The 23,700-nt window shown below is 65.8% G+C and carries 24 protein-coding genes, 2 tRNA genes and 1 pseudogene; 7 read left to right on the forward strand and 20 right to left on the reverse strand.

The features are described from left to right. Nucleotides 1–102: 102 nt before the first annotated feature. Nucleotides 103–447 (forward strand): hypothetical protein, encoded by a 345-nt coding sequence (locus ACRAWC_RS09315; RefSeq protein WP_431347460.1) that lies wholly within the window; start codon nucleotides 103–105, stop codon nucleotides 445–447. A gap of 49 nt (nucleotides 448–496) precedes the next feature. Then, entirely contained in the window at nucleotides 497–1,963 is a 1,467-nt protein-coding gene (locus ACRAWC_RS09320) for an ATP-binding protein (RefSeq protein ID WP_431347461.1), read from the forward strand. 296 nt (nucleotides 1,964–2,259) lie between these two features. Here the strand turns inward: ACRAWC_RS09320 and ACRAWC_RS09325 are convergent, their stop codons facing one another. The 15 genes from ACRAWC_RS09325 to ACRAWC_RS09395 form a co-directional block, all read right to left on the reverse strand. Beyond that, on the reverse strand, nucleotides 2,260–2,628 hold the full coding sequence (locus ACRAWC_RS09325; RefSeq protein WP_431347462.1) for a single-stranded DNA-binding protein: 369 nt from the start codon (nucleotides 2,626–2,628) through the stop codon (nucleotides 2,260–2,262). Between the two features lie 591 nt (nucleotides 2,629–3,219). Further along, nucleotides 3,220–3,816 (reverse strand): hypothetical protein, encoded by a 597-nt coding sequence (locus tag ACRAWC_RS09330; RefSeq protein WP_431347463.1) that lies wholly within the window; start codon nucleotides 3,814–3,816, stop codon nucleotides 3,220–3,222. 3 nt (nucleotides 3,817–3,819) lie between these two features. Further along, nucleotides 3,820–4,620 carry a TIGR04255 family protein gene (locus ACRAWC_RS09335; RefSeq protein ID WP_431347464.1) on the reverse strand — a complete coding sequence of 267 codons (801 nt, stop codon included), beginning with the start codon at nucleotides 4,618–4,620 and terminating at the stop codon, nucleotides 3,820–3,822. A 114-nt stretch (nucleotides 4,621–4,734) separates the two neighbouring features. Next, nucleotides 4,735–5,205 (reverse strand): hypothetical protein, encoded by a 471-nt coding sequence (locus ACRAWC_RS09340; protein ID WP_431347465.1) that lies wholly within the window; start codon nucleotides 5,203–5,205, stop codon nucleotides 4,735–4,737. Beyond that, the gene (locus ACRAWC_RS09345; RefSeq protein ID WP_431347466.1) at nucleotides 5,202–5,333 is read right to left on the reverse strand and encodes a hypothetical protein; all 132 of its coding nucleotides are present in this window, start codon (nucleotides 5,331–5,333) and stop codon (nucleotides 5,202–5,204) included. Before ACRAWC_RS09345 ends, ACRAWC_RS09340 begins: the two co-directional genes overlap by 4 nt. A gap of 46 nt (nucleotides 5,334–5,379) precedes the next feature. Further along, a complete protein-coding gene (locus tag ACRAWC_RS09350; RefSeq protein WP_431347467.1) occupies nucleotides 5,380–7,410 on the reverse strand; it encodes a type IV secretory system conjugative DNA transfer family protein in 2,031 nt (676 codons plus the stop codon). Next, nucleotides 7,407–8,855 carry an ATP-binding protein gene (locus tag ACRAWC_RS09355; RefSeq protein ID WP_431347468.1) on the reverse strand — a complete coding sequence of 483 codons (1,449 nt, stop codon included), beginning with the start codon at nucleotides 8,853–8,855 and terminating at the stop codon, nucleotides 7,407–7,409. Before ACRAWC_RS09355 ends, ACRAWC_RS09350 begins: the two co-directional genes overlap by 4 nt. A 2-nt stretch (nucleotides 8,856–8,857) precedes the next feature. Further along, nucleotides 8,858–10,390, reverse strand: coding sequence for an SCO6880 family protein (locus tag ACRAWC_RS09360; RefSeq protein WP_431347469.1), 1,533 nt, complete (start codon nucleotides 10,388–10,390; stop codon nucleotides 8,858–8,860). A gap of 3 nt (nucleotides 10,391–10,393) precedes the next feature. Further along, nucleotides 10,394–11,446, reverse strand: coding sequence for a hypothetical protein (locus ACRAWC_RS09365; RefSeq protein ID WP_431347470.1), 1,053 nt, complete (start codon nucleotides 11,444–11,446; stop codon nucleotides 10,394–10,396). Then, the gene (locus tag ACRAWC_RS09370; protein WP_431347471.1) at nucleotides 11,443–11,766 is read right to left on the reverse strand and encodes a hypothetical protein; all 324 of its coding nucleotides are present in this window, start codon (nucleotides 11,764–11,766) and stop codon (nucleotides 11,443–11,445) included. The genes ACRAWC_RS09365 and ACRAWC_RS09370 overlap by 4 nt, the downstream gene beginning before the upstream one ends. Then, entirely contained in the window at nucleotides 11,763–11,927 is a 165-nt protein-coding gene (locus ACRAWC_RS09375; RefSeq protein WP_431347472.1) for a hypothetical protein, read from the reverse strand. The genes ACRAWC_RS09370 and ACRAWC_RS09375 overlap by 4 nt, the downstream gene beginning before the upstream one ends. Then, complete coding sequence (locus ACRAWC_RS09380; RefSeq protein WP_431347473.1) at nucleotides 11,924–12,577, reverse strand: hypothetical protein; 654 nt, start codon at nucleotides 12,575–12,577, stop codon at nucleotides 11,924–11,926. The genes ACRAWC_RS09375 and ACRAWC_RS09380 overlap by 4 nt, the downstream gene beginning before the upstream one ends. Nucleotides 12,578–12,665: 88 nt before the next feature. Beyond that, nucleotides 12,666–13,343, reverse strand: coding sequence for a hypothetical protein (locus tag ACRAWC_RS09385; RefSeq protein WP_431347474.1), 678 nt, complete (start codon nucleotides 13,341–13,343; stop codon nucleotides 12,666–12,668). A 421-nt stretch (nucleotides 13,344–13,764) separates the two neighbouring features. Beyond that, entirely contained in the window at nucleotides 13,765–14,304 is a 540-nt protein-coding gene (locus ACRAWC_RS09390) for a hypothetical protein (RefSeq protein ID WP_431347475.1), read from the reverse strand. 673 nt (nucleotides 14,305–14,977) lie between these two features. Continuing rightward, nucleotides 14,978–15,145, reverse strand: a complete 168-nt coding sequence (locus tag ACRAWC_RS09395; protein ID WP_431347476.1) for a helix-turn-helix transcriptional regulator — start codon at nucleotides 15,143–15,145, stop codon at nucleotides 14,978–14,980. Between the two features lie 132 nt (nucleotides 15,146–15,277). Between ACRAWC_RS09395 and ACRAWC_RS09400 the strand changes: the two genes are divergently transcribed. Together ACRAWC_RS09400 and ACRAWC_RS09405 are read left to right on the forward strand one after the other, a co-directional pair. Beyond that, nucleotides 15,278–15,871, forward strand: coding sequence for a helix-turn-helix transcriptional regulator (locus ACRAWC_RS09400; RefSeq protein ID WP_431347477.1), 594 nt, complete (start codon nucleotides 15,278–15,280; stop codon nucleotides 15,869–15,871). 41 nt (nucleotides 15,872–15,912) lie between these two features. Then, entirely contained in the window at nucleotides 15,913–17,055 is a 1,143-nt protein-coding gene (locus ACRAWC_RS09405; protein ID WP_431347478.1) for a tyrosine-type recombinase/integrase, read from the forward strand. 118 nt (nucleotides 17,056–17,173) lie between these two features. On the opposite strand, the gene ACRAWC_RS09410 is transcribed toward ACRAWC_RS09405, so the two are convergent. The 3 genes and pseudogenes from ACRAWC_RS09410 to ACRAWC_RS09420 all read right to left on the reverse strand — a co-directional run bounded on the left by ACRAWC_RS09410 (nucleotide 17,174) and on the right by ACRAWC_RS09420 (nucleotide 18,444). Further along, nucleotides 17,174–17,247: transfer RNA gene (locus tag ACRAWC_RS09410), tRNA-Met, on the reverse strand. Between the two features lie 31 nt (nucleotides 17,248–17,278). After that, a tRNA-Thr gene (locus ACRAWC_RS09415) sits at nucleotides 17,279–17,350 on the reverse strand. Nucleotides 17,351–17,488: 138 nt separating this feature from the next. Further along, nucleotides 17,489–18,444: pseudogene (locus ACRAWC_RS09420) on the reverse strand (aldo/keto reductase). Between the two features lie 124 nt (nucleotides 18,445–18,568). Between ACRAWC_RS09420 and ACRAWC_RS09425 the strand changes: the two are divergent. The 3 genes from ACRAWC_RS09425 to ACRAWC_RS09435 all read left to right on the forward strand — a co-directional run bounded on the left by ACRAWC_RS09425 (nucleotide 18,569) and on the right by ACRAWC_RS09435 (nucleotide 21,387). Continuing rightward, nucleotides 18,569–19,243: a pentapeptide repeat-containing protein gene (locus ACRAWC_RS09425; RefSeq protein ID WP_431347479.1), complete on the forward strand. Its 675-nt coding sequence runs from the start codon at nucleotides 18,569–18,571 to the stop codon at nucleotides 19,241–19,243. Beyond that, nucleotides 19,195–19,446 (forward strand): pentapeptide repeat-containing protein, encoded by a 252-nt coding sequence (locus tag ACRAWC_RS09430; protein ID WP_431349409.1) that lies wholly within the window; start codon nucleotides 19,195–19,197, stop codon nucleotides 19,444–19,446. Before ACRAWC_RS09425 ends, ACRAWC_RS09430 begins: the two co-directional genes overlap by 49 nt. A 204-nt stretch (nucleotides 19,447–19,650) precedes the next feature. Next, a complete protein-coding gene (locus tag ACRAWC_RS09435; RefSeq protein ID WP_431349410.1) occupies nucleotides 19,651–21,387 on the forward strand; it encodes a glycoside hydrolase family 13 protein in 1,737 nt (578 codons plus the stop codon). A 124-nt stretch (nucleotides 21,388–21,511) separates the two neighbouring features. Here the strand turns inward: ACRAWC_RS09435 and ACRAWC_RS09440 are convergent, their stop codons facing one another. After that, nucleotides 21,512–22,297 (reverse strand): M23 family metallopeptidase, encoded by a 786-nt coding sequence (locus ACRAWC_RS09440; protein ID WP_431347480.1) that lies wholly within the window; start codon nucleotides 22,295–22,297, stop codon nucleotides 21,512–21,514. Nucleotides 22,298–22,351: 54 nt separating this feature from the next. Further along, nucleotides 22,352–23,164 (reverse strand): inositol monophosphatase family protein, encoded by an 813-nt coding sequence (locus tag ACRAWC_RS09445; protein ID WP_431347481.1) that lies wholly within the window; start codon nucleotides 23,162–23,164, stop codon nucleotides 22,352–22,354. Nucleotides 23,165–23,700 lie beyond the last annotated feature (536 nt).

A 23,700-nucleotide genomic window follows, 5' to 3' on the forward strand; every position in this document is an offset into this window, starting at 1 on the left:
CTGAGGCCATAGCGGCGGGAACCGCAGCAGGCGTCGGAGTCCTGAAGTGGTCACCATTCCTCGCCTATTTGCATCGTGCATAACAAGCGAGCGCTTCGCCAGTTGGCCGAGATCGCGGGACGCGTGCCAGCAGTGCGCGTCCTCATCTTCGGCTCAATCCTCTGCAACCCTGGCAGCGCCGCAGACTTAGACATTCTCGTTGTCTACCGAGATCCCGACGACCTGCAGGATTTCCGAAACCTGGTCGACAACGCGGACGCGCTCCCGGCAATCGATATGACGGCGATGAGCGTCGAGGAGGAACGGCATTCACCGTTTCGGCTCAACTCTGGTGCGATCGGTCTGTCGGTCGCGCTCACGCTCGCGCAGGACTGTCACGCCCCGGGCAATGAGCAACCGACACGCCTCGGCCACTCGGCTCGGCCCAAGTTGGGAGGATCTTCTTGAAGCAGCGATTCCAGCTAGCGGTGTCCGTACCCTCTGCAAGACTCTAGTTGTGACGCGGGAACGAGATGAGCTGGCACTGCTCCAAAGTCTCACGAGCGAGCCCGTTGAGGCGACTTGGCTCGAATTCAAACAGAACAACGGCGACCCTCAATTGATCGGCGAGTACATCTCCGCCCTCTCTAATGCGGCTGTCCTCGAGCGTCGCGCACACGCGTACATGGTGTGGGGCGTTCGCGACAGCGACCACATGGTCGTTGGCACGTCGTTTAATCCAACAGCGGCAAAGAAGGGCAACGAGGCCCTCCAGCCCTGGTTAAGCCGTTTGCTTGAACCTCAGGTGCACTTCGAATTCCGATCTGTAAACACTGCCCCAGACGTCCGCGTATGGATACTCGAGATTGAAGCAGCTCGAAGCCGGCCAGTGTCGTTTTACGGGACCGAATGGGTGCGTGTAGGGCCCCACAAGCACAAACTAAGCAAGTTCCACGAGATCGAACGGAAGCTTTGGAAGTCGTTTGAGACCGATGTCTTCGAAGCAGGATCTGCGCTCGACGGCGCGCGTGAAGAAGAGGTTCTGCAACTTCTGGATTACTCCGCGTACTACGAACTCAACAGGCTTCCCCTGCCGCGCGCTCGGCGCGGCTATCTCGAACAGTTCGAGAATGATGGTCTGATAGTCCGCGGCTCGGTTGGCTGGTCTATCACCAATCTCGGGGCGATTCTCTTTGCCCGAGATCTAAGCCGATTTTCCTCGCTGTCCCGGAAACGCGTTCGCGTAGTTCACTACGACGGTAACAACCGAGTCGTGACCAAACACGAACAGCAGGGGGAACGAGGCTACGCAAGCGGTTTCGAGGGCCTTGTTGAGTACGTCAATTCCCGACTGCCCCGACGGGAGGTGATCGGTGAAGCCCTACGCACTCAAACAGTGATGTACCCGGAACTCGCCGTTCGCGAGTTGCTAGCGAACATGCTGATCCACCAGGACTTCACTGTCACGGGTGCAGGACCGATGGTCGAGATATTCGATGGACGGGTGGAGATCACTAATCCCGGCATCCCCGTCATCGATGCGAAGAGATTCGTGGACTATCCGGCGCGATCTCGCAACGAGAAGCTGGCCGAATTCATGACGACGATTGGAGTATCCGAACAACGCGGTTCAGGCTGGGAGAAGATCGCGTCTCTTGCCGAACACCATGAACTGGCATCTCCGGACGTCACTGTTACGGAAAGTACAAAGGTCACGCTGTTCGCCCCCAAGCCTCTCCAGAAGATGACGCGAGCTGAACGGCTTCGAGCTGTGTACATGCACGCGTGCCTGCGACAGGTTTCGGACGAGAGCATCACCAACGCATCAGTGCGAGAGCGATTTGGAATCGATTCGAAGAATAGCGCCCAAGCGTCCCGATTGCTCGGCGAGGCAGTGGAAGACGGACTTCTGGTGATCGAGGAGGGATCGACGGGACCTCGGAACCGACGCTACCTCCCCTTTTGGGCTGCCGAGCAGGGCTAAGTCCTAATTGATGGGAAAGCTGCTCTAGGCCCGACTGGCGCATCAATTGTTGATTCTGACCAGGCATTTGGTTCGTCAACTTTACTTGACGGCTAATTGACAATCGTGGTATTTACTTGACGCGGCCGGCGATCATGTTGTATAGACCTTCCTCAAGTGAAGCCATGCCGACGGCTGGCTGCACAGCGAAGGGGCTGCGTTCTGCAGCCCCCTTCTCTGATGGTCAAGAGAGGACGGGCGGGACACCTGTCACTGCGATGGCTGCCGTTGGCCCGGTCGCGGATGCGTCCGGGCCGTTAGCTTTGGGGCGCGCCGGGTGACCTCCGCGGTGGTGTAGCGGAGGGAGGGCCGACGCTGTCGGCGACGACTTCGGTGGCGGCTCGGGGTTCGCCGGTGGCCTGGTCGGTCCAGTGGCGGAATTCGAGGTTGCCGTTGACGATTACGGTGTCGCCCTTGGCGAGACTGGCGCGGACGTTCTCGGCAGTGCGGCCGAACACGGTGGTGCGGTGGTACTGGGTGTCGCCGTCGACCCATTTTCCGTCTTCGAGTTTGCGGTCGGTGACGGCGACGGTGAACTTGGCGAATTTGGTGCCGTTCTGGGATTCGCCGTAGTCGGGGTCGGCGACGAGGTTGCCTTCGATGCTGATCGGGACTCGTGTGCTCATTGATCTTGCCTTTCGTTGGGGCGGTCCGCAGGTTGGATCGCCTTTCACTTAGAACTTCCGGATCACAACGAAAAAACGCGCGCAACAGGCGCGCATCCGCGAACTAGCCGTCGAGTGAGCCGAGTTCAGCAAGCTTCGCAAAGCGGATCATCGATCCACGTTTCCCCATACGGCTCCGAATCCGCGCGGAAACAGAACAAGCGAAGATGACTTTTGTAGTAGTTCACCATCGCAAGATCGCCATCGCCAGCCAGCTGCGGCTCATGGGGTTCCAAGGGCTCGGGGTACGTAGGAAACTCAATTTCGGCGTGACCCTCGTAGTCTCCAGGCCGCTGAACCGCGATTACCGTGAGTCCAGCGTGTCTTAGTTCACCCACACGTGCTTCCGCAAGGCCAGCATACGTCTGGCTGTTCACCCTCTGTGCGGTCTTCTTTACTGGCGTATCCCCAATGCGTTGACGAATTACAGACACACCTGCCTCTGTCGTCCTCGGCTTGAGGGACTGCCACTTGAGAGTCTTGTCTGCCCGTAGGTGCATGCTGCTAACAACTCGTTCGACGCACTCGTCGAGTCCCACCTCGTCTGGCAGCTCAAGCACTCTGAAGAGCGAAGCTGTCGACAAAGCGGCTTAGGGTCACATCGCCATACTCGCGTCTCGTCTGGAATAGCACGCCAGACGCGCGCTCAGCGACAAAGTCTACGTCCAGGGCTGCGGTTGATCCGTTGTAGAAGCGAGGCGCAAATTGAGCGGCGGCGGCCGTCATTGCGAATCGGGTGGTGCCTACCTCCAGATGCACATAACCGCGTGTGTTCTCCCACTCAATCGAGATGGTGCCATTATCGTTCGGCGTGAATTCTGGCGATGAGAGTTCAGATGGAAGTTGGCGAATTAGCCGACCGACAGATTCGAGCGTCTCCGTCGACGGGGCCAGGCTGCCTTCGCCATTCCACCCGTCGGTGAGTGCTCCGATCGATGCAAACTGCGCCCCGTTCCGGGCTCCCGAAAGCGCGATCGACGACGATGGACGATATTTGTTGACCCCAGCTTCACGGCCTGAATCTCTCTCCGAAGCGGCGCTTGTGATTGCGGAGATTAGATAGCTCTGGACATCCGGTTGAGGAGCGCGCGGCGCCATGATCCTTAACATGCCGTCAACGATCGATGTCGCGCTCAATTGATAGGGCACCAGCTACTCCTTTCCCACGGGTTCGAGTATCTCGCGCTGCGACTCTGTAGCGTCCACGAAGATCTTGTGAATTACGAGATGCGCGCGGTTCAGGACATCCATCACCGCGTCCCGATCGGGATTGATACTGTTTCCGCTCCTGGCAGTCATATCAAGAATGAATGCCGGTTCATTGTTCACGAAGCCCTCTGAGACCTGCAGTTGAACCTGGAGGCCATCCTTCGTGGCAAATGCGAAAGAGCCAGCAAATTGCGTCGGAGAGGCCGGGTCCAGGAGTGACTTCACTGCAGACGGATAAGCGAACGAAAATCCAAGGACATCTCTTCCGTACTCGAACGGGGTCTTGCCCTGCAAGAATCGCGACCCAAAGGCATTCAGATATCTGACGCTGACCGATTCGAATGGGGTCGCCGACCCTCGAGTTTCGAGGAGAACACTCACGAGCTCGCTGACCTTCGGGGCGAATCCATCCCACGAGTTGTATGGCGGTAGCGCGTTGACCGTCGCAATGCCATTACCGACCTGCGCAATAACCGAATCCGTATCTGAGCGGTACCGGTACATCGGTTGCCCCAACTGCGCCGCCATCCCAGGCGGAAGCAGTCGTTCTGTATACGTGAACCCGAGTGCATGGCATGCATCGCCGAATCGCGAGTAGAACGCCTCCTGCACGGAGGGATCTACGAGCTGAAATTGAATCGGACCCGCCTGCTGCGAGTGAATGGGCGGATTGACCTCGTCTGGGTCCCACCTGAACTCGGCGATCAGCTCGATAAGTGGAGGGTTCTTGTAGTGAACGCTCATCGGCCACCGCGTCCAGGTTGCGCCTGCATGTTGTCACCGTACCGCACGACTCCCCGAGCACCGCGAACGTTGATGCCGACTTCCTTCGTAGCTGCGGGATCCCACCGGCCGTAGTCAGGATCCGGCGTGCGAGCGACCGATCCAAGCGGACCACTCGGGCAAGTCAGCGGTGTCGCCGGTTTGCGGAAGTTCGGAGTGGCCGTTGTGGCATTCGCCGTTATACCAAGTCGCCAGTCGTGGGATGGCGACGGCGAGGCGTTCGTGCCATCCGATGGGTCCGTAGCCGGCGTCGAGACTGTCGTAGGAGACCAGCCACGCGGTGTGAAGCGCCGAAAGTTCCTCGACGAGAGCGCCGTGCTTGAACCAGCACGGCGGGACCTTCCGCGAGGCGATGTTGTAGCGGTGGGTGAACCAGACTACCCATTCCCGCAGGTCGGTCCAGACCTGCGGCGCGTCCTCGTCTTCGAGGGTGCGCCAGTTGATGACACGAATGCCGAGCATCCCCGGAGTCTGCCGTGGCGCTTGGTCTTCCCAGCTCTCGGCGAGGGAGGCGACGAGGTCGTCGAGAGGGATGTCGTCGCTCACCGCTGCTCCAGAGAGACTTCGATGTAGTGTGCGATCTTGGCTTGCAGCCGGGCGATCGCCTGGACGGACGCGGTGCGGCGGGAGACGAACCCAGAAAGCGCGCGGTCTCGTTCGATGAGCTGGTGCACGTATTCGTGGCAGCGTGGGTGCAGCGCCGTCAGGTCCTCGTGCTGCTCAAGGGCGGTCCAGCCGTAGGGGGTTTGGGTGACGCCGCGGTAGTCGAGGTGGTGCAGCTCCAGGGAGCGGGCGCTGCCGGAGCCGAGGCAGAGGGCGCAGCGGATGGTGCCGTTGCGGTGTTCTGCTTCGATGAACCAGCGATCGCGGCGGGCGAACCAGGCTCGGGAGTGCAGGTAGCGGCTGCGGTAGGTGTTCTCCCGGGCGGGACGGCGACCGTTGGACATCAGTTCCCCTCCCCGCTGATCCACGGCGATCGAGCGCGGCTTGATACTGTTCGGCGAACACGACCTGCTGGTCGAGTTCCGTGTGCTTCTTGCCCGCGCTGACCTGACGGGCGTCGTCGCGGTCGGTCCACCCGCGGAGGTCGAGAAGGATCCCGCGACGGTTCCGGTAGGCAAGGAGCCCGACGGGTTCGGGCATACGACGGATCTCATCGAGGGTCATCACCGGCACCTTCTCGTTCTGCACGTTTGTGGAGGACCCGTTGTCGTTGTAGGAGTGCCCGGTGTTCCGGATCCGGCGTGTGCCCAAGAGGGATTCGATGTCGCGGAGGTGGTCAACGTCCGACGCGCCGCCGAGGAGGAGCTTGGCGGTGGCGGCAGACCAGATCGTGTCGGCTTCGGACCGGGACCATGCGGTCTCGGCTTGGGAGAGGGCTTGGAGGACGACGATGGTGGAGATGCCGATGCCACCGCCGTCGGCCATGATCCGCGGCAACGCCGGCCAGGAGAACATGTTCGCGATCTCGTCCAGGATGAGCGCGAGCGGAGGGTCGAGCCGCGAGCCGGGCGAGGCGAGCGCTTTGCGTCGTGCGGTCTCAACGATGTCGTCCAGGACTGCGCCGAGGAAGCCGCCCACGGACCCGGCACCGGCGCCGGTGCCGACGAGGTAGAGGCTGTTGGAGCTGGCGAGGAACGCGTCGAGGTCGAACTGCTCACCCGGGCCGGGTGTCATCGCCTTGCGGATCGCGGGGATGGACAGCGGACGGAGAGCGCCGAATACACCGAACCAGGAGTTGGCCAGTAGCTTCTCGTCGCCATTGATGATCGCGTCCAGGTCCTCTGACCAGCCAGGCGTTCCTTGATTAGCTAGCACGCTGACGGCTTCCCGCGCGATCCGCGGGTTGGATCCCCACCGCGCCAACGCGTCGGTGCCGCGGCCCGAGACTGCGGCGGCGTGCAGGAGCCGCGACAGCACATTGGAGGACACCTGCGCCCATTCCTGGTTCGTCTTCGACGCTCCCAGCGCGGTTCCCGCAATGATCGCCTGTCCCCGCTGGTCCGCGACGAGCGGATCCTCACATCCGGCGACCGGTGAGATTCGCAGTCCGGAGCGAATGCCGGTGAGCTCCTGAGGATCGAAGACGGTGACCTCGCCGACCCGCGCGCGTTCGCGCATGGTGACCGAGAGGTTGTCGTTACGGGTGGAGGTCGTGATCAGCGGGCCGTCCCAGTCGAGGATGGCATTGATGATAAACCGGTATCCCTTACCAGAACGGGGTGCACCCTCGACGACGATCGAGTCCTCGATCGACACGTACACGTCTTGGCTGTGGGCGCTGCCGACCTTCCACCCGGATGCAGACGGCGTGGGGTTGATCAGTGACGGGCGTAGCGTCTTGGCACGGTGCAGTGCGGTGCGGGCGGAGGTGTGTTTGCGGACTTCGCCGGGCTTGGCGAGCCCGTCCCGTCCCCGAAGCTCACGAATGAAGTAGCGATCCGTCTGCCGATAGCGAAGCCACCACACCACCCCGACTGCGACCGCGCAGAGAAGAAGAAAGACGGCTAGCAGATCAAGGACTCGGATCAACGTCACGGGCGCTGTGCATCCCGGCAGGAGGGTGAAGCCGCTTGGGTCTGCGCCCATCGCGAGTTGTAGGCCTGCGAAGACGCTGCCCGCCTGGCCGCCACCACCGCAGGTTGCGGTGATGGTCGCGCTGGCGACGCCGGTGGCGAGCGCGCCGGCGACCACGATGGCGAAGAGGCTGTAGAGAGCAACGTGCATCCAGGGCGAGCTTTGGGTTCTCATGCTCGTTCTCCACCCATCGCGTCGGTGCGGAAGACGGCGAGTTCGTAGTCGGTGCAGATGTTGCGCACCTTGGCCACCCGGTCCTGGCCGATCTGCCAGAGCCCTTCACCCTTGTGCAGCTTGCGGACCAGGTCGGCCTGGGTGTCGTTCCAGCCCAAGATCTCCCGTGACCGCGCGATCTCCCCGGAGTGCTGGGCATACGAGATCCGGGTTTCGCAGTCGGCCAAGAGACCGAGCGCCCTCGAGTGGAGGGCGCTGTTTCGGTCGCCCAGCGCGTCGAGGTCGGCGACCCGGTGCAGCAGGTACCAGTTGGAGGTGCCGAGGTGGCGGGCGACCTTCTCGTCCTCGACCCGGTCCGCGAGGCCATCGCCCCCGGAGACGTCGTTGAGCAGCTCGACGGCGGCCTCTTCGTGGATGATCACCCGGGCCTGTCGGTTCGCGCCGAGGCTGGAGCGGCGGATCCAGTTCGCTGTCGCCAGCCGCGCCAATGCTTGCGCTTCCGGCGACGCGCCTTTCAGTGCGGAGGTGTCGACGACCATCATCGGGGCGTCGGCGTCGAACCGGACAGTGGAGGGTCCATCGAAGAACCCCGTGAGGTCGCCGGAGACCATCCGGCGCAGCGAGTGCGCCAGCCGATGGCCGGCCTCGACCACCTCAAGCGGCTGGCTCTGGTTCGGGTCGACGAGCCGGTCGTAGACGTGGGTGATGGTGACGGTGGACTGGCCACGCAACGCGTCGAGCGCGACATCGAGCGCGGTGTGCTCGACCGGTTCCAGGTTCCCGCCTTCACGGAGGCGGCGGATGATCGTCTTCACCGTCGCCCGCCGATACTGGAGAACGTTCTGATTCCAGTCCTCGTCAGACAAGGACCTGTCGCGTGGGCCTTCGTCGAGAAGGTTGATCCGGGCAGCTTTCCCGGGACCGACGCTGATCGAACGGCCCCCGACGTACGCGGCGACGCGCACCCACTCCCCATTCGGGTCGTGCGGGACCGCGATCTTGCGACCCAACCGGGCAAGGCGCGACGACCAGGACTTGGCCAGCATCGACTTGCCGGTGCCCTTCACCCCGAGGATCGCGACCGAATGAGAGCGGACGGCCTCGGCCGAGTACGCGTCCCACGGGTCGAAGCAGAACGGCGCCCGGGAGAGCAGGTTCTCGCCGATATACGCACCGGTGAGGATGTCCCCGGTCTCCGCCAGGAACGGGTACGCGCCGCCGAGCACCTTGGATGAGCAGCGGTGTGCCGGTGGGGTGGCTCGCAGCGGCCCACGCAAGTTGTGCGGTTGCTTCCACCCCCACGCCGGCATCTTCGACGCCGGCATTTCGGCTGTCTGCAGCTTCCAGCCCGAGTTCTTGTCCGTCGGGTTGGACCGCCGGTGGCGTCCGTTCGAGCCGCCCTTCTCGCCGGCCGGGATGCGCCCGATGACGGCTGACTGCTTCATGGTCACTCCCCTTCCAGCGGGACGGGGAGGGCCGCAGTGACGAACCCGGCGGCCTGCTGACCCGACATCGACGCCAGCACCAGTCGGGCTGGGTGCGAGGCCTGCTCAATGTCGGTTCGTGCCTTGGCGAGGGCGTCCTTAGACTCGGCGGAGATCGTGACGAACCCGCGGTACTGCACGTCCCCAAAGCCGTCTACGAGGTCGTGCTCCCTGACCGCAAGGTCTTCCTCTTCGCGGAGATGGGTGAGCGGGATCCGGGAGGACAGCTTCATCCGGATCGTCGCGGCGGTCTCCATGTCCGACTGGGCACGATTCAGCTGGGCCAGCGCCTTGTGCGTGGCCACCGGTCGCACCTGCAGCGTGATCACCCGCGTAGCGTCTCCCGCGTAGAGCAGTGGCTCCAGGAACCCGGTGCGAACGTCGGTGCGGGGCCATTCGGCGACCCAGAACGTCTGATGCCAGGACTCGTCCACGCGCATCACATCCCAACCTTCATCGATCCCCATCACTGGCGACGGCGCAGATGCAAAGCCTGACTCCTGCTCACGCCGCGTCGCAGCCGCGACCGGGTCAGCGGACAGCGCACTCAACTCGTCGAGCTCATCGGAGGTCAGCCAACCGGCCGGGGTGAGCCGGGCGTGCTCCATCGAGGTCTCGACCCCGGCCACGCGCTCCTTCAAAACCGCGGCCAGGCCGGTAAGTCCTTTCCCCGCATCACGGATCGCGCCGTTGAGGGCTGCCGTGTCGAAGGTGAGGGTGATGTAGTTCGTGAACCCCATCGACCGCTTCGACGCCGCTTGTGTGAGTGCCCAATACTGCTCGCGCAGCTCGGACGTGACCTTCGGGTCATGCTCTTTCTCTCGCCCGACCAGGTAGTCACGCAGCTCGTTCGACGAGGCACGGTCGACCCGGATCCGGATCGTAGTCTCACGGACGCCGGGCAGGTTCTCTAGCGAGCTGAGCCATTCCACGAACCCGTCATAGGCGGCCTCCTGGGTGCCCTTGTCTCGCAGCGCCCATGCCTTCGACCCGACCTTTACCGTGACGGAAGCGAGCCGGCCGCGGGCGTTGTAGATAAAGCCGCCGGCACCGGGGATCTGCACGATCTGCACGTCCCCGAGCGCCCCAGGCAGGAGGAACTTCGAGGTCACGACCGGGGTCACCGCGGCGACCTGGGCGTGCCCCACGTTGAGGGAGGCGACGCTCACTCGGAGCCAGACATCGCGGCGGAACACCGTCTGCCCCGCCATGCTCCGGCGCAGGTAGCGGGCGGCCTGGGTGACGATCACGATCACGGGTTCACGCCGGTAGCTGGCAAGCGCGAAGAACACCACGACACCGACAATCGGGAGCATCACCCAGATCGCGTTGCTGTCGATGAACAGAGTGGAGAGAAGGACCGCGACGGCGGCGCCGATCACGATCAGCTGCAGGAACGTGAGTCCGAGGAAGATGCCGCGGCGTTCCCTGGCGGCGAAGCGGACGCGGGGCGCGCCCTCCTCGGTGAGGATCTGGTCGGCGATGAGGGTGGTCATGAGTTATCTCCCAACCTTGACGACCCGTGCCGCGGTGCGGACGGGTGCGGCGGCGGTGCTGGCACGCGAGAACTGGTCGCGGACCGAGAACCGATGATGAAGCGCGGTCCCGACCTCGGCGCCGGCGAACGAGACGAGCTTTGTCGCCCACAACGGGCTGAACGAGGCCGCGATCACCGCGCCGGCGGCCACGAGGATGACCCCGACGCTCAGGGATGCCTTCGTGAGCTCCACGGCCAGTAGCACGACCCCGGCGGCCAGCGGCTTGGCGATGAGGAGTCCGACGGTCAGGTTCATCCAGCGCTGGGCCCAGGCGGTGAGCTTGGGCTGCCCGATCATCATCAACCCGACCGGCGCCATCGCCGCGAGAGCCAGGAGGCCAAACTCCCGGATCGACATGGCAATGAAGAGGAACAGGGAGGCGATCATCATCAGCCCGACCACGAGCAGCGCGACGACGTAATCGCCGACGGCGGCCGGCCCGTGAGCCCCCTGCGCGGCCATCGTGTAGATGACGCCTCCCTGGGTGAACTGCGAACTGTGCATGACCGCGTTGGCGGACTGACTGGGCAGGTCGAGCAGCCCGACCACACGAAGCAGCCCCTTAGCGAGATCCCCGCCTTGGGCCACCGTCGTAAGGCTGCTGGTGATGTCGTCGGTGATCCCAGAGGCCTTCTGCATCCCCCATACACAGATCGCCGAGAATGGGATGGCCAGGGCGGCACCGGCAGCGGTACGCCCGATCCGGGACCAGTCCTGCAGGATCATCGCAATGCCGATCTGCACGAGCGCAACGATCAGGATGACCGGGGCGGTGACGGCGATCCAGAACAGGAACTGCGAATGCGCGATGTTCCAGCTGCCCTGATCGATGTTCGTGTTGAACGAACCAGCGATCATCGTGGCAATGAAGTCGCCGAGATTACGGATCGTCGAGCCCATAAACTGCGCCAGCGTCTGGGACGCCTGGCAGCCGAAGTCGGCCACGAAGCAGCCGTAGTTCGGCGCGAAGGGATCCGGCGGAGCAGCAGCAGCAATGTCGATCATGATGGTCACGCCACGTGGAGGGACTGGCCCCAGTTGATCAGTCCGGCGATGCTGCCAGCGATGGCAACCCCGGCGACGCAGCTGAGCACGCCGACGATTCCAGCCTTTTGGACGCGGCCGTTGCTGGAGATGTGGCCGACGACGATGAACCCGCCGGCGATCAGGCCGCCGATCACGCCGAGGATGAGCACGATGGCGAATACGACGTTCGCGATGGCCTGGAGTGCTCCGACGCCGGGCCCGGAGAAGTCCGGGCTGGGGTTCGGGACGGCCGCCACGGTGATGATGCGTGCGTGGACGGTGACGAGGGCTTCGTTGAGTGCGTTCATGATTCTTGGTTCCTTTCCGTGGGGTCGGTCGACGGTTCGGGTTCTTTCCGCTCGCTCATCCGCCATGCGGCCAGCAGCCCGGATCCGAGGATCCCGAGCAGGGCGATGCCGACGATGAGCAGGAGGCGAAGCAGGTTGAGGATCAGGTCCATGACGGTCACTCACCGCTAGCGTTCGCGGCGCTGGTTGCCGAAGATGGCAGCGGGACAACCAGCTGCAGGGGCTGCCCTTCCGAGGGCACATCCACCGTGAGGACAAGCCGGTCGACGCCGGCTGGCAGATACCAAGCGGCGCCGAAGGAGCGTTCCTTGTCGTTAGGGATCGTCCAATCGGACTTCTTCGCGAACAGGCCCGACGGGAGCCAGGGCAGCCCGGCTGCCTTCGCGGCCGCCGGGCCATCGATGGTGTCCAGGACCGCCGGCTCGGGGCGGCCGTCAAACTGGGTGCCCTTCAAGGTCGTGCCTGTGACGTCCTGGTAGGTCTGGCCGCCCTGAGACGGCTTCCACTCCCCCGTCATGGTGATCCTCATGAACACCACCGGCGTCCCAGCCGGAAAAAGCTCCTGCGGAGAGTGCGGGAGTGTGCATCGGCAGCCGTGCCTCGACTTGAAGGTGCGGCCGGGAAAGACCTGGACATAGACGGTGTCAACGATGCCGTCGGCGGCCGGGGTCGCACCGCTCGAGGGGGTCGTAGTCGGTTTGGCCGGCGCGACCGTCGTGAACGACGGGTTGCGTGCGGGCGTCGTGGCGGCGCAACCGGCAAGGGCGAGGCATGGGAGGAGCGCCGCGACTGCGATCAGCTTCTTGTTCATCTCGATTCGCCTCGGTTTCGTATGCGCCCTTCACTTAGTACTTCCGGTTCGGGGCGGTTCTTGGCGCGCATTTCGGAGATTTGTTTGGTCAGGGCACCTGAACGTGCTGGTGGTTGCAGGTATCGGGAAAGTCGCTGGTGAAGTTGACGAGCGGGCCGAGCGACACGTGGGCGCGTGATCGGCAGTCGCTTTGACCGACCGATGACCCATGCGGGGCGTAGGGGTCCAATACCTGAATCAGTTGGACCGAGAGTGGGTCGGCGCCGGTGAGGGACTGCCGGTTGATTGCGTAGAAGTCGACCGCTTTGCCCTTCCAGTGCGCGGACGCGGTTCCCGCGCCCGGAGTCATACCGGTGCAGCGCCGGTTGAGATCGCTCACCCCAACCTGCTGGAAGGACTGCACTGCGGCGACGATCAGCTGGAGGACGTGCGTGTCGATCGCACAGTCCGGTGTCGCCGTCCCGTCGGCCATGTTGATGACCTGTTGCTGGTAGCGGGGCTCGAGGAAGTTCAGCTTCTTCGCCTGGATCGCGCCCAGCAGGACGGCCGCGGCCGCCCGGGCATCCGCCGGAAACTGGCACGTGCTCGCACTCGCCCCGGTCAGGGCAGTGAACACCTGTTCTGCGGGTGTCCAGAACGGGGCGTAGTGATTGGGGTCGGCGTTGCTCTGAACCGCGTGAGCGACCAGGGTAGGCGCGAGTGTCTGCCAGTCGGGGACGTGCAGCATGCGGGTGTAGAACGCGGCGGCCGCGGTCGCCGGGTCCATCCGCTGCGCAGGGTGCCGTAGCCGGCCCCCTGCTGGAAGACGCCGATGGTGGTGTTGTCGACGGCGTCGCCGTGGTTGAGGTTCCGGAGTCCGGACTCTCCGATTGCGACCATCAACGCGAGGGTCTGCCCGTGTGGGGGCACGCTCATCTGTTGGCCGACCGTGATGATCGTCGCTGCGATCTTCAGCTGCACGGGTCCGTACCCGTCAACGTTCTGGCCGGCTTCCACAGACGGTGGAGATCCGCCGCACGCTCCCCCACCGCCGCCGAAGCCGTTGGCACCCATCGCGAGCACCAACGACACCGGCACGGCGACGAGCGCCATAGGGACGACCAGAACGATGACCGCCGCGACGATCAGCAGATTCCGAGTCGTCTTCGGATGTGACACCGCGTGAGCGGCAGCCGCGCCGACGCTGATCATGCCGCCAGCTCCTGTTCGAGGACGGTCTGGGCGATCATCAGCAGCCGCTTCGCGGTTGCGATCCGGGCCCGCGCCGAGCCGGGGTGGATGTGCAGTGTAGCGGCGATGGTGCCTGCGTCGTCGCCGATCATTTCTGCGACCTCCCGGAACCCACCGACCTCGGGCACGCACGACACGATCACCGAACCCGTCAGCGGTAGTCCCGCATCCGCGGCAGCAAGGGCCGCGAGCACGGTTCGTGCGGTCTGGCACACCCGATCATGGATCGTGCGGACACCGCGCTTGGACAGCTGATGGGCCTCGGCCACCCGATCGGTATCACCGTCTGCCAGGCTCAGGTCGCTCATCACGTGCCAGTCGGATGGGCCCACGAAATCGGCGACCAGCACCATCCATCGGTGCGCGCTGAACCGCCGGATCATCGCCTCCAATGGGTCGATATCCGAGTCGGACTCGACGTCGTCCGGAACGTCGTCCATCGGGACGTGCTTCCGCTCGATCTCCCGCAGAACGACGTGACGGGTGATGCCGAACACGAACGCGTGCGGCGACCCGCGCTTGGGGTCGAAGGTGGAGGACCGGTGCCAGACCGTCTCCCGGGCGAGCTGTAGAACGGCGTCGACCTCATTCGGCCAGCCGCGCAGTTGGAAGCGGACGTACGGTCGCAGGGTGTCGACTTCATGGAGCAACTCCGTGAGAAGCGCATCCGTCCGCGTGCGGACTTGGGTTCCTTCAGCCACGAGATCACAACCTTCCTTGCATGGAGGTGGCTACTACGAAGGACCGGGTTCGAGCCGGGCGGCTCGTGAGACTGCGCCTGGGTCAGCGCGAATGGGCGCGTGGGAGCGCCCGTGAAGATGAGTGGGTGGATGAGCCGAGCATCGCCGGGGAGGTTGGGGCGGCGAGCCCGGATTCGGTGATGGAGCAGCGACTTCGACTCTGAAGTTCGGGAGTCTCAGTCACGATGGGTTACCGCCGCTCTGACTCGAGTTGGGAGCCGGGCGTCACGGTGATCGGGGTAAGAATCAGCCGCTCCATTTGGTGCCGCACGCTACCCCCGAATAGGGGACGCAATGTGATGGCACGCCGGGGTGCACCAGCAGTTCTACTGACAGCTCTCACATTGCAAGTCATCCATTGGATCGACCGGCACGAGGTACCCATCGACGAAGTCCTGGATGACGCCGGGGCCTGCAGGCGTCGGCTCAGCTACACGTACACTCCGGTCTTCGTCTGGGCGCTCGCCTCCAGCCATGCCAACACCTCCGACCGCTTGTAGAGGACGGTGCGCGGGGTCGGCTTGTAGAACCGCGGCCCTTTGCCGTGATAACGCAGCTGCGCAAGCGCAGCGATGGACAACCCTGTGAGCTCAACCACTTCTGCTGGCTGAATGAATTCTCCTGTCATTTTGTCTCCTTCGTTTCGACAACCTAGGAGCAACTGAGTTGTTGCAAGCACGGTAGCAAAGAATTGCACGCTTGACAACAGGTCGGGCGCTAGGCTGTTGAAATGGCAGACTTTCGAGCGGAGACCAGCATCGGTGTGCGGATCAGATTGGCGCGCCGAGAACGCGGCTATCGCACGACGGCAGACTTGGCCGAGGCCATTCCAGGCGGGAACGTGACCGAGGCGATCCTGGAGAACATCGAGTCAGGCAGGAAAGCCGACATCAGCATTAGTCAGCTGCTGAACATCGCACGCGGACTGAATGTGCCGGTGACCATGCTCCTCGCGCCGATCGGCAGGCCAGACGCAACACTGGATCTTGCGAACCTCAGCGACGACTTCACTGGCATGACAGCGGCAAAGTTCGACAGCTGGCTCTCATCCACCCCAGCCAGTTCGTATCGACCACGTCTGGCGTCTGAACGAGCCGACATCGCCATTCTCAACTCCCTGCGTGAGCTCGGCACCCTTCGGCGGGAACTCGATCGCCTAGAAATCGTGCTGAGGACGCAGGACGCGTCCGGCGATCCCGACCTGATCGCTACCAACGCTGCGGTCCAGAAACGCATCGACCGAATCGCGAAGGAAATCGCGGATGTCGCCGAGCTGCTTACGAGCGCGGGACTGACTGGAATCGCAGAAGCGGCGGAGTCGTAACCCAACGATCTTCGTGGCATCAGAAGGCGAGAGGAACACCGATGGGAAGCGTCGAAGCCTACGAGAGCGCCAACGGGCGCCGCTATCGAGTCCGGTATCGAAAGCCCGATCACAGTCAGGCCAGCAAGCGCGGCTTCCGCACGAAGCGTGAGGCCGACATCTATCTCGCCTCGGTGGAAGTCAAGAAGGCTCGAGGCGACTACATCGACGTAGCTCAAGCGCGCGCCACGATCGAAGAACTCGGTGAGCAGTGGATGACGTCGCAGACCCACCTGAAGCCGTCGTCTGTTGCTGTCGTCGAATCGGCTTGGAGACTGCACGTCCGACCTGCGTGGGGCTCGAAGTCGATCGGACAAATCCGACACAGCGACGTTCAACAATGGGTCTCTGGGCTGAGCGCCGGCGGCAACGACTTCGGTAAGCCCAAGTCGCCCGCGCTCGTGCACCGCTGCTACGGGATTCTCGCCGGGATCCTCGACGTGGCCGTCCGCGACCATCGTCTCGCTTCAAACCCGGCGCGCGGGGTCGCGTTGCCTCGCAAGGTCTCCAGGGAACACTGCTACCTCACACACGAGCAACTCCACCGACTAGCTGGCGCGAGCGGCGAACACGGAACGCTCATCCTCCTCCTCGGGTATACGGGTCTGCGTTGGGGTGAGGCGACGGCGCTTCGCGTCAAGGACGTCGACCTCTCCCGGAGGCGACTGCACATCGTAGAGAATGCCGTCTTCGTCCGCGGCGAGGTGATCGTCGGCTCCCCGAAAACGCACAAGCGGCGCAGCGTGCCGTTCCCAGCGTTCCTCAGCAAAGGGCTCGGCGAGGCGTTGGAAGGCAAGAGCGTTGACGACCTCGTTTTCCCCGGGCGATTTGGCGAACACCAGACGACGCCCACCATTCGGCAGAACTCCTGGTTCGACAAAGCACTTGTTACGGCAGGTCTACCGTCGATGACGATTCACGATTTGCGTCACACCACGGCCAGCCTGGCAGTCTCCGCCGGCGCCAACGTCAAAGCGGTGCAGCGCATGCTCGGTCACGCCTCCGCGGCCATGACCCTCGACGTCTACGCGGACCTCTTCAACGACGATCTCGATGACGTCGCCTACCGTCTCGACGAGGCCGCCTCGATCGCGCTGAATCACTCAACGGGATCACCACGTAGTACGGCCGATCTGAGTCACTGAGCGTGCCCGGAACCAGCCCCGCTGAATTGGAGTGTGTCCAAATTGTGTCCAAATCGCCCCGACAACGAGAGAACGGCGGCTGATCATCAGCCGCCGCTCCCAGTGTTTTCAAGCTATGTAGCGAGGGCGGGACTCGAACCCGCGACACCACGATTATGAGCCGTGTGCTCTAACCACCTGAGCTACCCCGCCGTAGTCTCCCGTCGTCGCGACCGGGAGACGGAGCCCCCTGTGGGAATCGGACCCACTACCTCTTCCTTACCAAGGAAGTGCTCTACCAATGAGCTAAGGGGGCGAAGCCGGGCATCCGGAAAGGTCCGGGCCGTTTTCGGCAACCGTACGAGGATACCATCCCCGCGAGGGTGCTCCGTACCACCCGGACCCCGGATTCGACCCCGGATCAACCTCGGATTCGAACCTGATCAGGCCCGGCTCACGCCGCCTTCGCGGCCTCCGATGCGCCGTCGAGCGCGTCCAGCTCGTCGGCCGTCAGTACGACGTCCGCCGAGGCCAGGAGGTCCGGGAGCTGCTCCAGCGTGCGGGCGCTCGCGATGGGGGCGGTGATGGTCGGCTGGGCGGCCAGCCAGGCGAGCGCGATGGTCGCGACCGAGACGCCGTGGGCGGCCGCAACCTCGTCCAGGGCGGTGAGGACGCTGCGGCCGGTCTCGTCCAGATACGCGGCCGCACCGCCGGCGCGGGGGCTGTCGACGGTCACGCCGTCGCGGTACTTGCCCGTGAGGAAGCCCGCGGCGAGCGCGAAGTACGGCATCACGCCGAGGCCCTCGCGCTCGGCGATCGGCCGGTATTTCTCCTCGTAGGCGCGCTCGACCAGGTTGTAGTGCGGCTGGAGGGCGACGGCGCGGTGGAGGCCCTCGCGCTCGGTGATCGCGAACCACTCCTCGATGCGCTCCGGCGAATAGTTGGAGATGCCGATGTGGCGGACCTTGCCGGCGTCCACGAGCCCCGAGAGGGCGGCGACGGTCTCCTCCAGCGGCACCGACGCGTCGTCGAAGTGGGCGTAGTAGAGGTCGATGTAGTCGCTCTGCAGGCGCTCGAGGGAGGCGTCCGCGGCGCGGCGGATGTTGTCTCCGGCGAGACCCTTGAAGTCCGGGTGCTGGCTGACCTTGGTCGCGAGCACGACGTCGTCGCGGCGGCCCCTCGCCGCGAACCACTCGCCGAGGATGCGCTCCGAGTCACCCCCGGTGTTTCCCGGCACCCAGGCCGAATAGCCGTCCGCGGTGTCGACGAAGTTGCCGCCCGCCGCCGTGTAAGCGTCGAGCACCGCGAAGGAGGTGTCGCGGTCGGCCGTCCAGCCGAAGACGTTTCCCCCAGTGAGAGCGGGAAGACCTGGAGGTCGGAGGTTCCGATGGCGCGGCGCGGTGAAGTCATTCCGTGATCCTTTCGTGGCTGTCCTTTGACGCTAACGCGGCCTCCCCGTGGCTATTCCGAATGTGTCGAAGATGTGGAGAGGTCACACGTGCGGCCCTGCTGTGGAGGGCAGTACCGTGGACGAATGGCCACCGCCCTCGCCCCCGAGCGCCCACTCGCCGCCGACTGCGCCTCCTGCACGGGACTCTGCTGCGTCGCGCTGGCCTTCGCGCGTTCGGCGGACTTCGCGTTCGACAAGGCGGCCGGTGAGGAGTGCGTGAACCTGGAGGACGGCTTCGGATGCCGCATCCACCCGCAGCTCCGCGAGCGCGGCTTCAAGGGCTGCACCGTGTTCGACTGCTTCGGCGCCGGCCAGCTCGTCACGCGGCACACCTTCGGCGGCAGGTCATGGCGCGACGACGCGGCCGTCCGCGCCGAGATGTTCGCCGTCTTCCCGATCGTCCGCCAGCTCCACGAACTGCTCTGGTACCTCCGCGAGGCCCTCGCGATGCCCGCCGCGGCGCCCCTCCACGACGCGCTCCGCGCCTCCTGGGACGAGGTCGCGGCCGCGGCGGACGCCGCCCCCGCTTTCATCCTCGAGTTCGACATCGATGAGCTCCGCACCCCCGCGGCGGCCCTGCTGCGGGAGGCCGCCCGACTGACTCGCGAGGCCGCACGCGACGCAGCCACCGACCGGCCCCGGCCCGCCTCCTCCCCCTCCGCGTCAAGCGCTCCCGCCTCGCCCCCGGAGCCGACCTCCTCGGCGCGGACCTGCGCGGCGCGGACCTCCGCGGCGCCGAGCTGCGTGGCGCGCTCCTGATCGGCGCGGACCTCCGCGACGCCGACCTCACCGCCGCGGAGCTCATCGGGGCAGACCTCCGCGACGCGCGGCTGGACGGCGCCGCCCTCGACCGCGCCCTCTTCCTCACCCAGCCGCAGGTCGACGCGGCACAGGGCGACGAGCGCACCCTCCTGCCCGCTGCGCTCACGCGCCCGTCGCACTGGAACACCGCCTCGAACTGAGCCGAGGCGGCCCTCGGGCGTCGACGGCAGAATCCGTCACAAATGCCTCCGTTCAGTCGAGGGGGCTAGCATTGCTGCCAGCGCCGACGACGGCGCGCCGATCCCGGTGCCGCGAGCGGCGGCGTGCGAGGAACGACGGCGCCCCACCGATCGTTTCCGCCACGCGTGCCCGCAGCGACGCCCCGTCCTCCGCCAAGACAGGTGATCCCCATAACTTCCGAATCCTCCCGCACGCTCTCGCCCAGCACTCCCGGCCGCGAGTGGTGGCGCTCCGCCGTCATCTACCAGGTGTACCCGCGCTCGTTCGCGGACGCCGACGGCGACGGGATGGGCGACCTCCCCGGCATCACCCGCCGGCTCCCCGCGCTCAGCGACCTCGGCGTCGACGCCGTGTGGCTGTCGCCGTTCTTCACGTCGCCCCAGAACGACGCGGGCTACGACGTGGCCGACTACCGCGACGTCGACCCCAGCTTCGGCACGCTCGCCGACTTCGACACGATGCTGGAGACCGCGCACAGCCTCGGGCTGCGCGTCATCATCGACATCGTCCCCAACCACTCCTCCAGTGACCACGTCTGGTTCCAGGAGGCCCTGGCCGCTGCCCCGGGCAGCCCCGAGCGGGCGCGCTACCTGTTCCGCGACGGGAAGGGCGCGAACGGCGACGAGGCCCCCAACAACTGGGAGTCCATCTTCGGCGGCTCCGCCTGGACCCGCATCACCGAGCCCGACGGCACTCCCGGACAGTGGTACCTGCACCTGTTCGACAAGTCGCAGCCCGACTTCGACTGGGAGAACCCGTGGGTCCGGGAGCAGTTCCGTGACATCCTGCGGTTCTGGCTCGACCGCGGCGTCGACGGCTTCCGCGTGGACGTCGCGCACGGCATGATCAAGGAGGCCGGCCTCCCCGACTACACCCCGCCCGCGAACGCCGGCAGCATGGGCGGCGGCGCGGTCGCGACCACCACCGGCGGCATCGTGCTGGAGCCGGAGATCAGCGCGCACGCCGAGGGCGAGCCCGTCACGCCTCCCTACTTCGGGCAGGACGGCGTCCACGACATCTACCGCGACTGGCACACGGTGCTGGAGGAGTACGAGGGCGACCGCGTGCTCTGCGGCGAGGCCTGGGTGGAGCCGCTGGAGACGCTCGCGCACTGGGTCCGCCCCGACGAGATGCAGCAGACCTTCAACTTCGGCTACCTGGAGACGCCGTGGGACGCGGTCGCGCTCCGCGCGGTGATCGACCGCTCGATCGCCGTGTTCGGCAGCGTCGGCGCCCCGAGCACCTGGGTGCTCTCCAACCACGACGTCGTCCGGCACGCCACCCGGCTCGCGCTGACCGGCGACAACCCGCAGGGTCACGGCATCGGACCGAAGTCGCACGGCATCCCCGACCCGGCGTTCGCGCTGCGCCGCGCCCGCGCCGCGACGGCGCTCATGCTCGCGCTCCCCGGCTCGGCGTACCTGTACCAGGGCGAGGAGCTCGGCCTCCCGGAGGCCATCGACCTCCCCGACGAGGCCCGCCAGGACCCCACCTGGTTCCGCACCAACGGCGAGCGCTACGGCCGCGACGGCTGCCGCGTGCCCATCCCGTGGGAGGGCGACGACCCCTCGTACGGCTTCGGCCCCGGCCCGAAGAGCTGGCTGCCGCAGCCGGCGACCTGGGCGGAGTACACCCGCTCGTCGCAGGAGGGCGTGCCCGGCTCGACGCTGTCCATGTACCAGGAGGCGCTCGCCGCCCGCCGCGCGCACGACCTCGCGTTCGGCGAGCTGGAGTGGTCGAACGCCGGCGAGGACGCGCTGCTGTTCCGCTCGGGGAAGGTCACGGTCGCCGTCAACTTCGGCAAAGCCCCGCTGCCGCTGCCGGAGGGCACGGTCATCCTGGCGAGCGGCCCGCTGGAGAACGGCTCGCTGCCGCAGGACACCACCGCCTGGCTGGTCTGAGCCGCCCCCGTCCCCCGCTGCGAACGGAGGAGACCCGCCCCCATCAGGCCCGGGTCTCCTCCGTTCGCTGTCTCCCGCCGGCGTTTCGGCCCGGATCTCCTCCGCCACCGACCGGCCGCGCGCGTCAGCTCGCGTTCGCCTGCAGCCACGCCACCGGGTCGACCGGATCTGTGCCGTCCAGCCGGATCTCGAAGTGGAGGTGCGGCCCGGTCGATATGCCGGTGTTGCCCACCGCGCCCACGATGTCGGCGACGCCGACCCGCTGCCCTTCGGCGACCCGCACCGACCCTGTCTGGAGATGGCAGTACCTGCTGCTGACCATCCGTCCGTCGATCAGGTGGTCGATCGTGACGTTCACGCCGCAGCCGCCGCGGTCGCGGGTGACGACCTCCCGCACCACGCCGTCCGCGATGATCTGGATGGGGACGCCCGCCCCCGGCGCGAAGTCCACCCCGAGGTGGTCGGTGGAGGCGCCCGCGGTCGGCGCCTCGCGCGGCCCGAAACCGGAGGTGATCGGCACGCCGACCGGGAACGGCCACTGGACGGCGCCGGCCGGGTTGTTGCGGAACGTGTCCGCGATCCGCAACGACCGGATCGCGGCGAGCTGCTCGCCGGAGGTCGCCGCGCCGCCGTCGCGGACGATGCCCTCCCGCTCGGCCGGAGCGATGCTGTCGAGCGCCTGGACCTCCCTCTCCGACGCCGGTGCGCTGGAGAAGTGCGAGTCGGCGGTGCGCGCGCGGACCTGGTCCTCCGTGAGGAGTGCCATCGCCGGGACGGTCGTGGCGACCGCGATCCCGAGCACCGACAGCATCGCGAGGGTGCTCACCCCGCGGCCGAAGCGCGGCTCGCGTGCCCGCTGGGCCGCTCGCTCACGCTGCCGGAGCTCGCGGCGGGTCAGGTGGTGGGGCACCCGACCCAATATAACGAAACGGTAACTGCCTCACCATTCGGGAGGGCCGCCCGGTCATTCCCAGTGCCGGTAGTACCCCTGCACCAGCGGGTCGAGCTGCGCGTACAGGTCGGGCGCTGCCGCGAGCAGCAGCCGCTTGCCTGCCGGGGCCCCGTCCAGGCCGCCGAGCGTCGCCCCCGCCTCCTGCGCGATCAGCGCGCCGGCCGCGTGATCCCAGGGGTTCAGCCCGCGCTCGTAATAGGCGTCGAGGCGCCCGCACGCGACCGAGCACAGGTCGAGGGAGGCCGCCCCGATCCTCCGGATGTCGCGCACCTGCGGGATCAGCTCGTGCACGAACGCCGCCTGCTTGCGCCGGATCTCCGGGTCGTACCCGAATCCGGTCCCGACCAGCGCGAGCGGCAGTTCCACCCCGCTGTTCACCTGGATCGGCCGGCCGTTCAGCCGGGCACCGCCTCCCGCGGCCGCCGTGAACACCTCTCCGGTGACCGGGTTCACGACCGCCCCCGCCAGCGTCCGCCAGGTCGCCGGGTCGGGGTCCCCCTCCACGACGGCGACACTGACCGCCCACGCGGGGATGTCGTAGAAGTAGTTGACCGTCCCGTCGATCGGGTCGACCACCCAGGTCAGCCCGCTGCTGCCCGCATCGCCGCCGGACTCCTCCCCGAGGAACCCGTCCCGCGGCCGCGACGCCTCCAGCGCACTGCGGATGAGGTCCTCGGACTCCCGATCGGCCCGCGTGACGATGTCGGTGATGGTCGACTTGGAGGCCGCGATCTCCACCCCGTCCCTCCGCCGCTGCAACGCGAGAGCGGCCGCGCGACGCGCGACGGTGGTGGCGATCTCGAGCAGTTCGTTGGGGGTGGGCATGGGGACAAGCCTGGCACAGTTGCCGGGACGGCCCCGATAGCGGAACAGGGACGCAGAAAGGGATCCGGACGAACCGGATCCCTTTGCTGAGGGTGGCGAGTGCGGGATTCGAACCCCTCGATGGCTACGCCGGCTGATTTACAGTCACTGAGAGCGCGCTGAGGAGTCCAGCAGGTCACTCACTGTGGCGCAATTCCGCGGATTTCTGGGGTATATCTGAGGGCTCCGTGGCATCCAGTGCAGGCCGGTTCGAGCAGTTCGCTCACACAAATGCACACACACAGCGCCCCCGGACATGAGAGAGACCCGGCCCGCAATGCGCGCGGCCTGGGCTCTCGTCGGTTCGGTCTACGAAGGCGACGATCTCGACGTAGGCGACGCGTGAAGGCGTCGAGTTCGACCGCGCCCAGGTCGCGGCCGCGAATCCGGCGAAAGCGATCGACGGGAAGGCTCGGCGCCTGGCGCTGCAGGAGCGGGCGTACACGCGAGTCGAGCGGATGTACGACCGCCTCGAAGCGCAGAAGTTCAAGACCCTG

This window comes from Leifsonia sp. L25, assembly GCF_050632895.1.

Coding starts and splice junctions, on each gene's coding strand:
- ACRAWC_RS09370 (WP_431347471.1), bottom strand. CDS start 11,766: ATGAACGCACTCAACGAAGCCCTCGTCACCGTCCACGCACGCATCATC.
- ACRAWC_RS09355 (WP_431347468.1), bottom strand. CDS start 8,855: ATGAAGCAGTCAGCCGTCATCGGGCGCATCCCGGCCGGCGAGAAGGGC.
- ACRAWC_RS09350 (WP_431347467.1), bottom strand. CDS start 7,410: ATGAGAACCCAAAGCTCGCCCTGGATGCACGTTGCTCTCTACAGCCTC.
- ACRAWC_RS09405 (WP_431347478.1), top strand. CDS start 15,913: ATGGGAAGCGTCGAAGCCTACGAGAGCGCCAACGGGCGCCGCTATCGA.
- ACRAWC_RS09325 (WP_431347462.1), bottom strand. CDS start 2,628: ATGAGCACACGAGTCCCGATCAGCATCGAAGGCAACCTCGTCGCCGAC.
- ACRAWC_RS09400 (WP_431347477.1), top strand. CDS start 15,278: ATGGCAGACTTTCGAGCGGAGACCAGCATCGGTGTGCGGATCAGATTG.
- ACRAWC_RS09385 (WP_431347474.1), bottom strand. CDS start 13,343: ATGGACCCGGCGACCGCGGCCGCCGCGTTCTACACCCGCATGCTGCAC.
- ACRAWC_RS09425 (WP_431347479.1), top strand. CDS start 18,569: ATGGCCACCGCCCTCGCCCCCGAGCGCCCACTCGCCGCCGACTGCGCC.
- ACRAWC_RS09380 (WP_431347473.1), bottom strand. CDS start 12,577: ATGAACAAGAAGCTGATCGCAGTCGCGGCGCTCCTCCCATGCCTCGCC.
- ACRAWC_RS09445 (WP_431347481.1), bottom strand. CDS start 23,164: ATGCCCACCCCCAACGAACTGCTCGAGATCGCCACCACCGTCGCGCGT.
- ACRAWC_RS09335 (WP_431347464.1), bottom strand. CDS start 4,620: ATGAGCGTTCACTACAAGAACCCTCCACTTATCGAGCTGATCGCCGAG.
- ACRAWC_RS09360 (WP_431347469.1), bottom strand. CDS start 10,390: ATGACCACCCTCATCGCCGACCAGATCCTCACCGAGGAGGGCGCGCCC.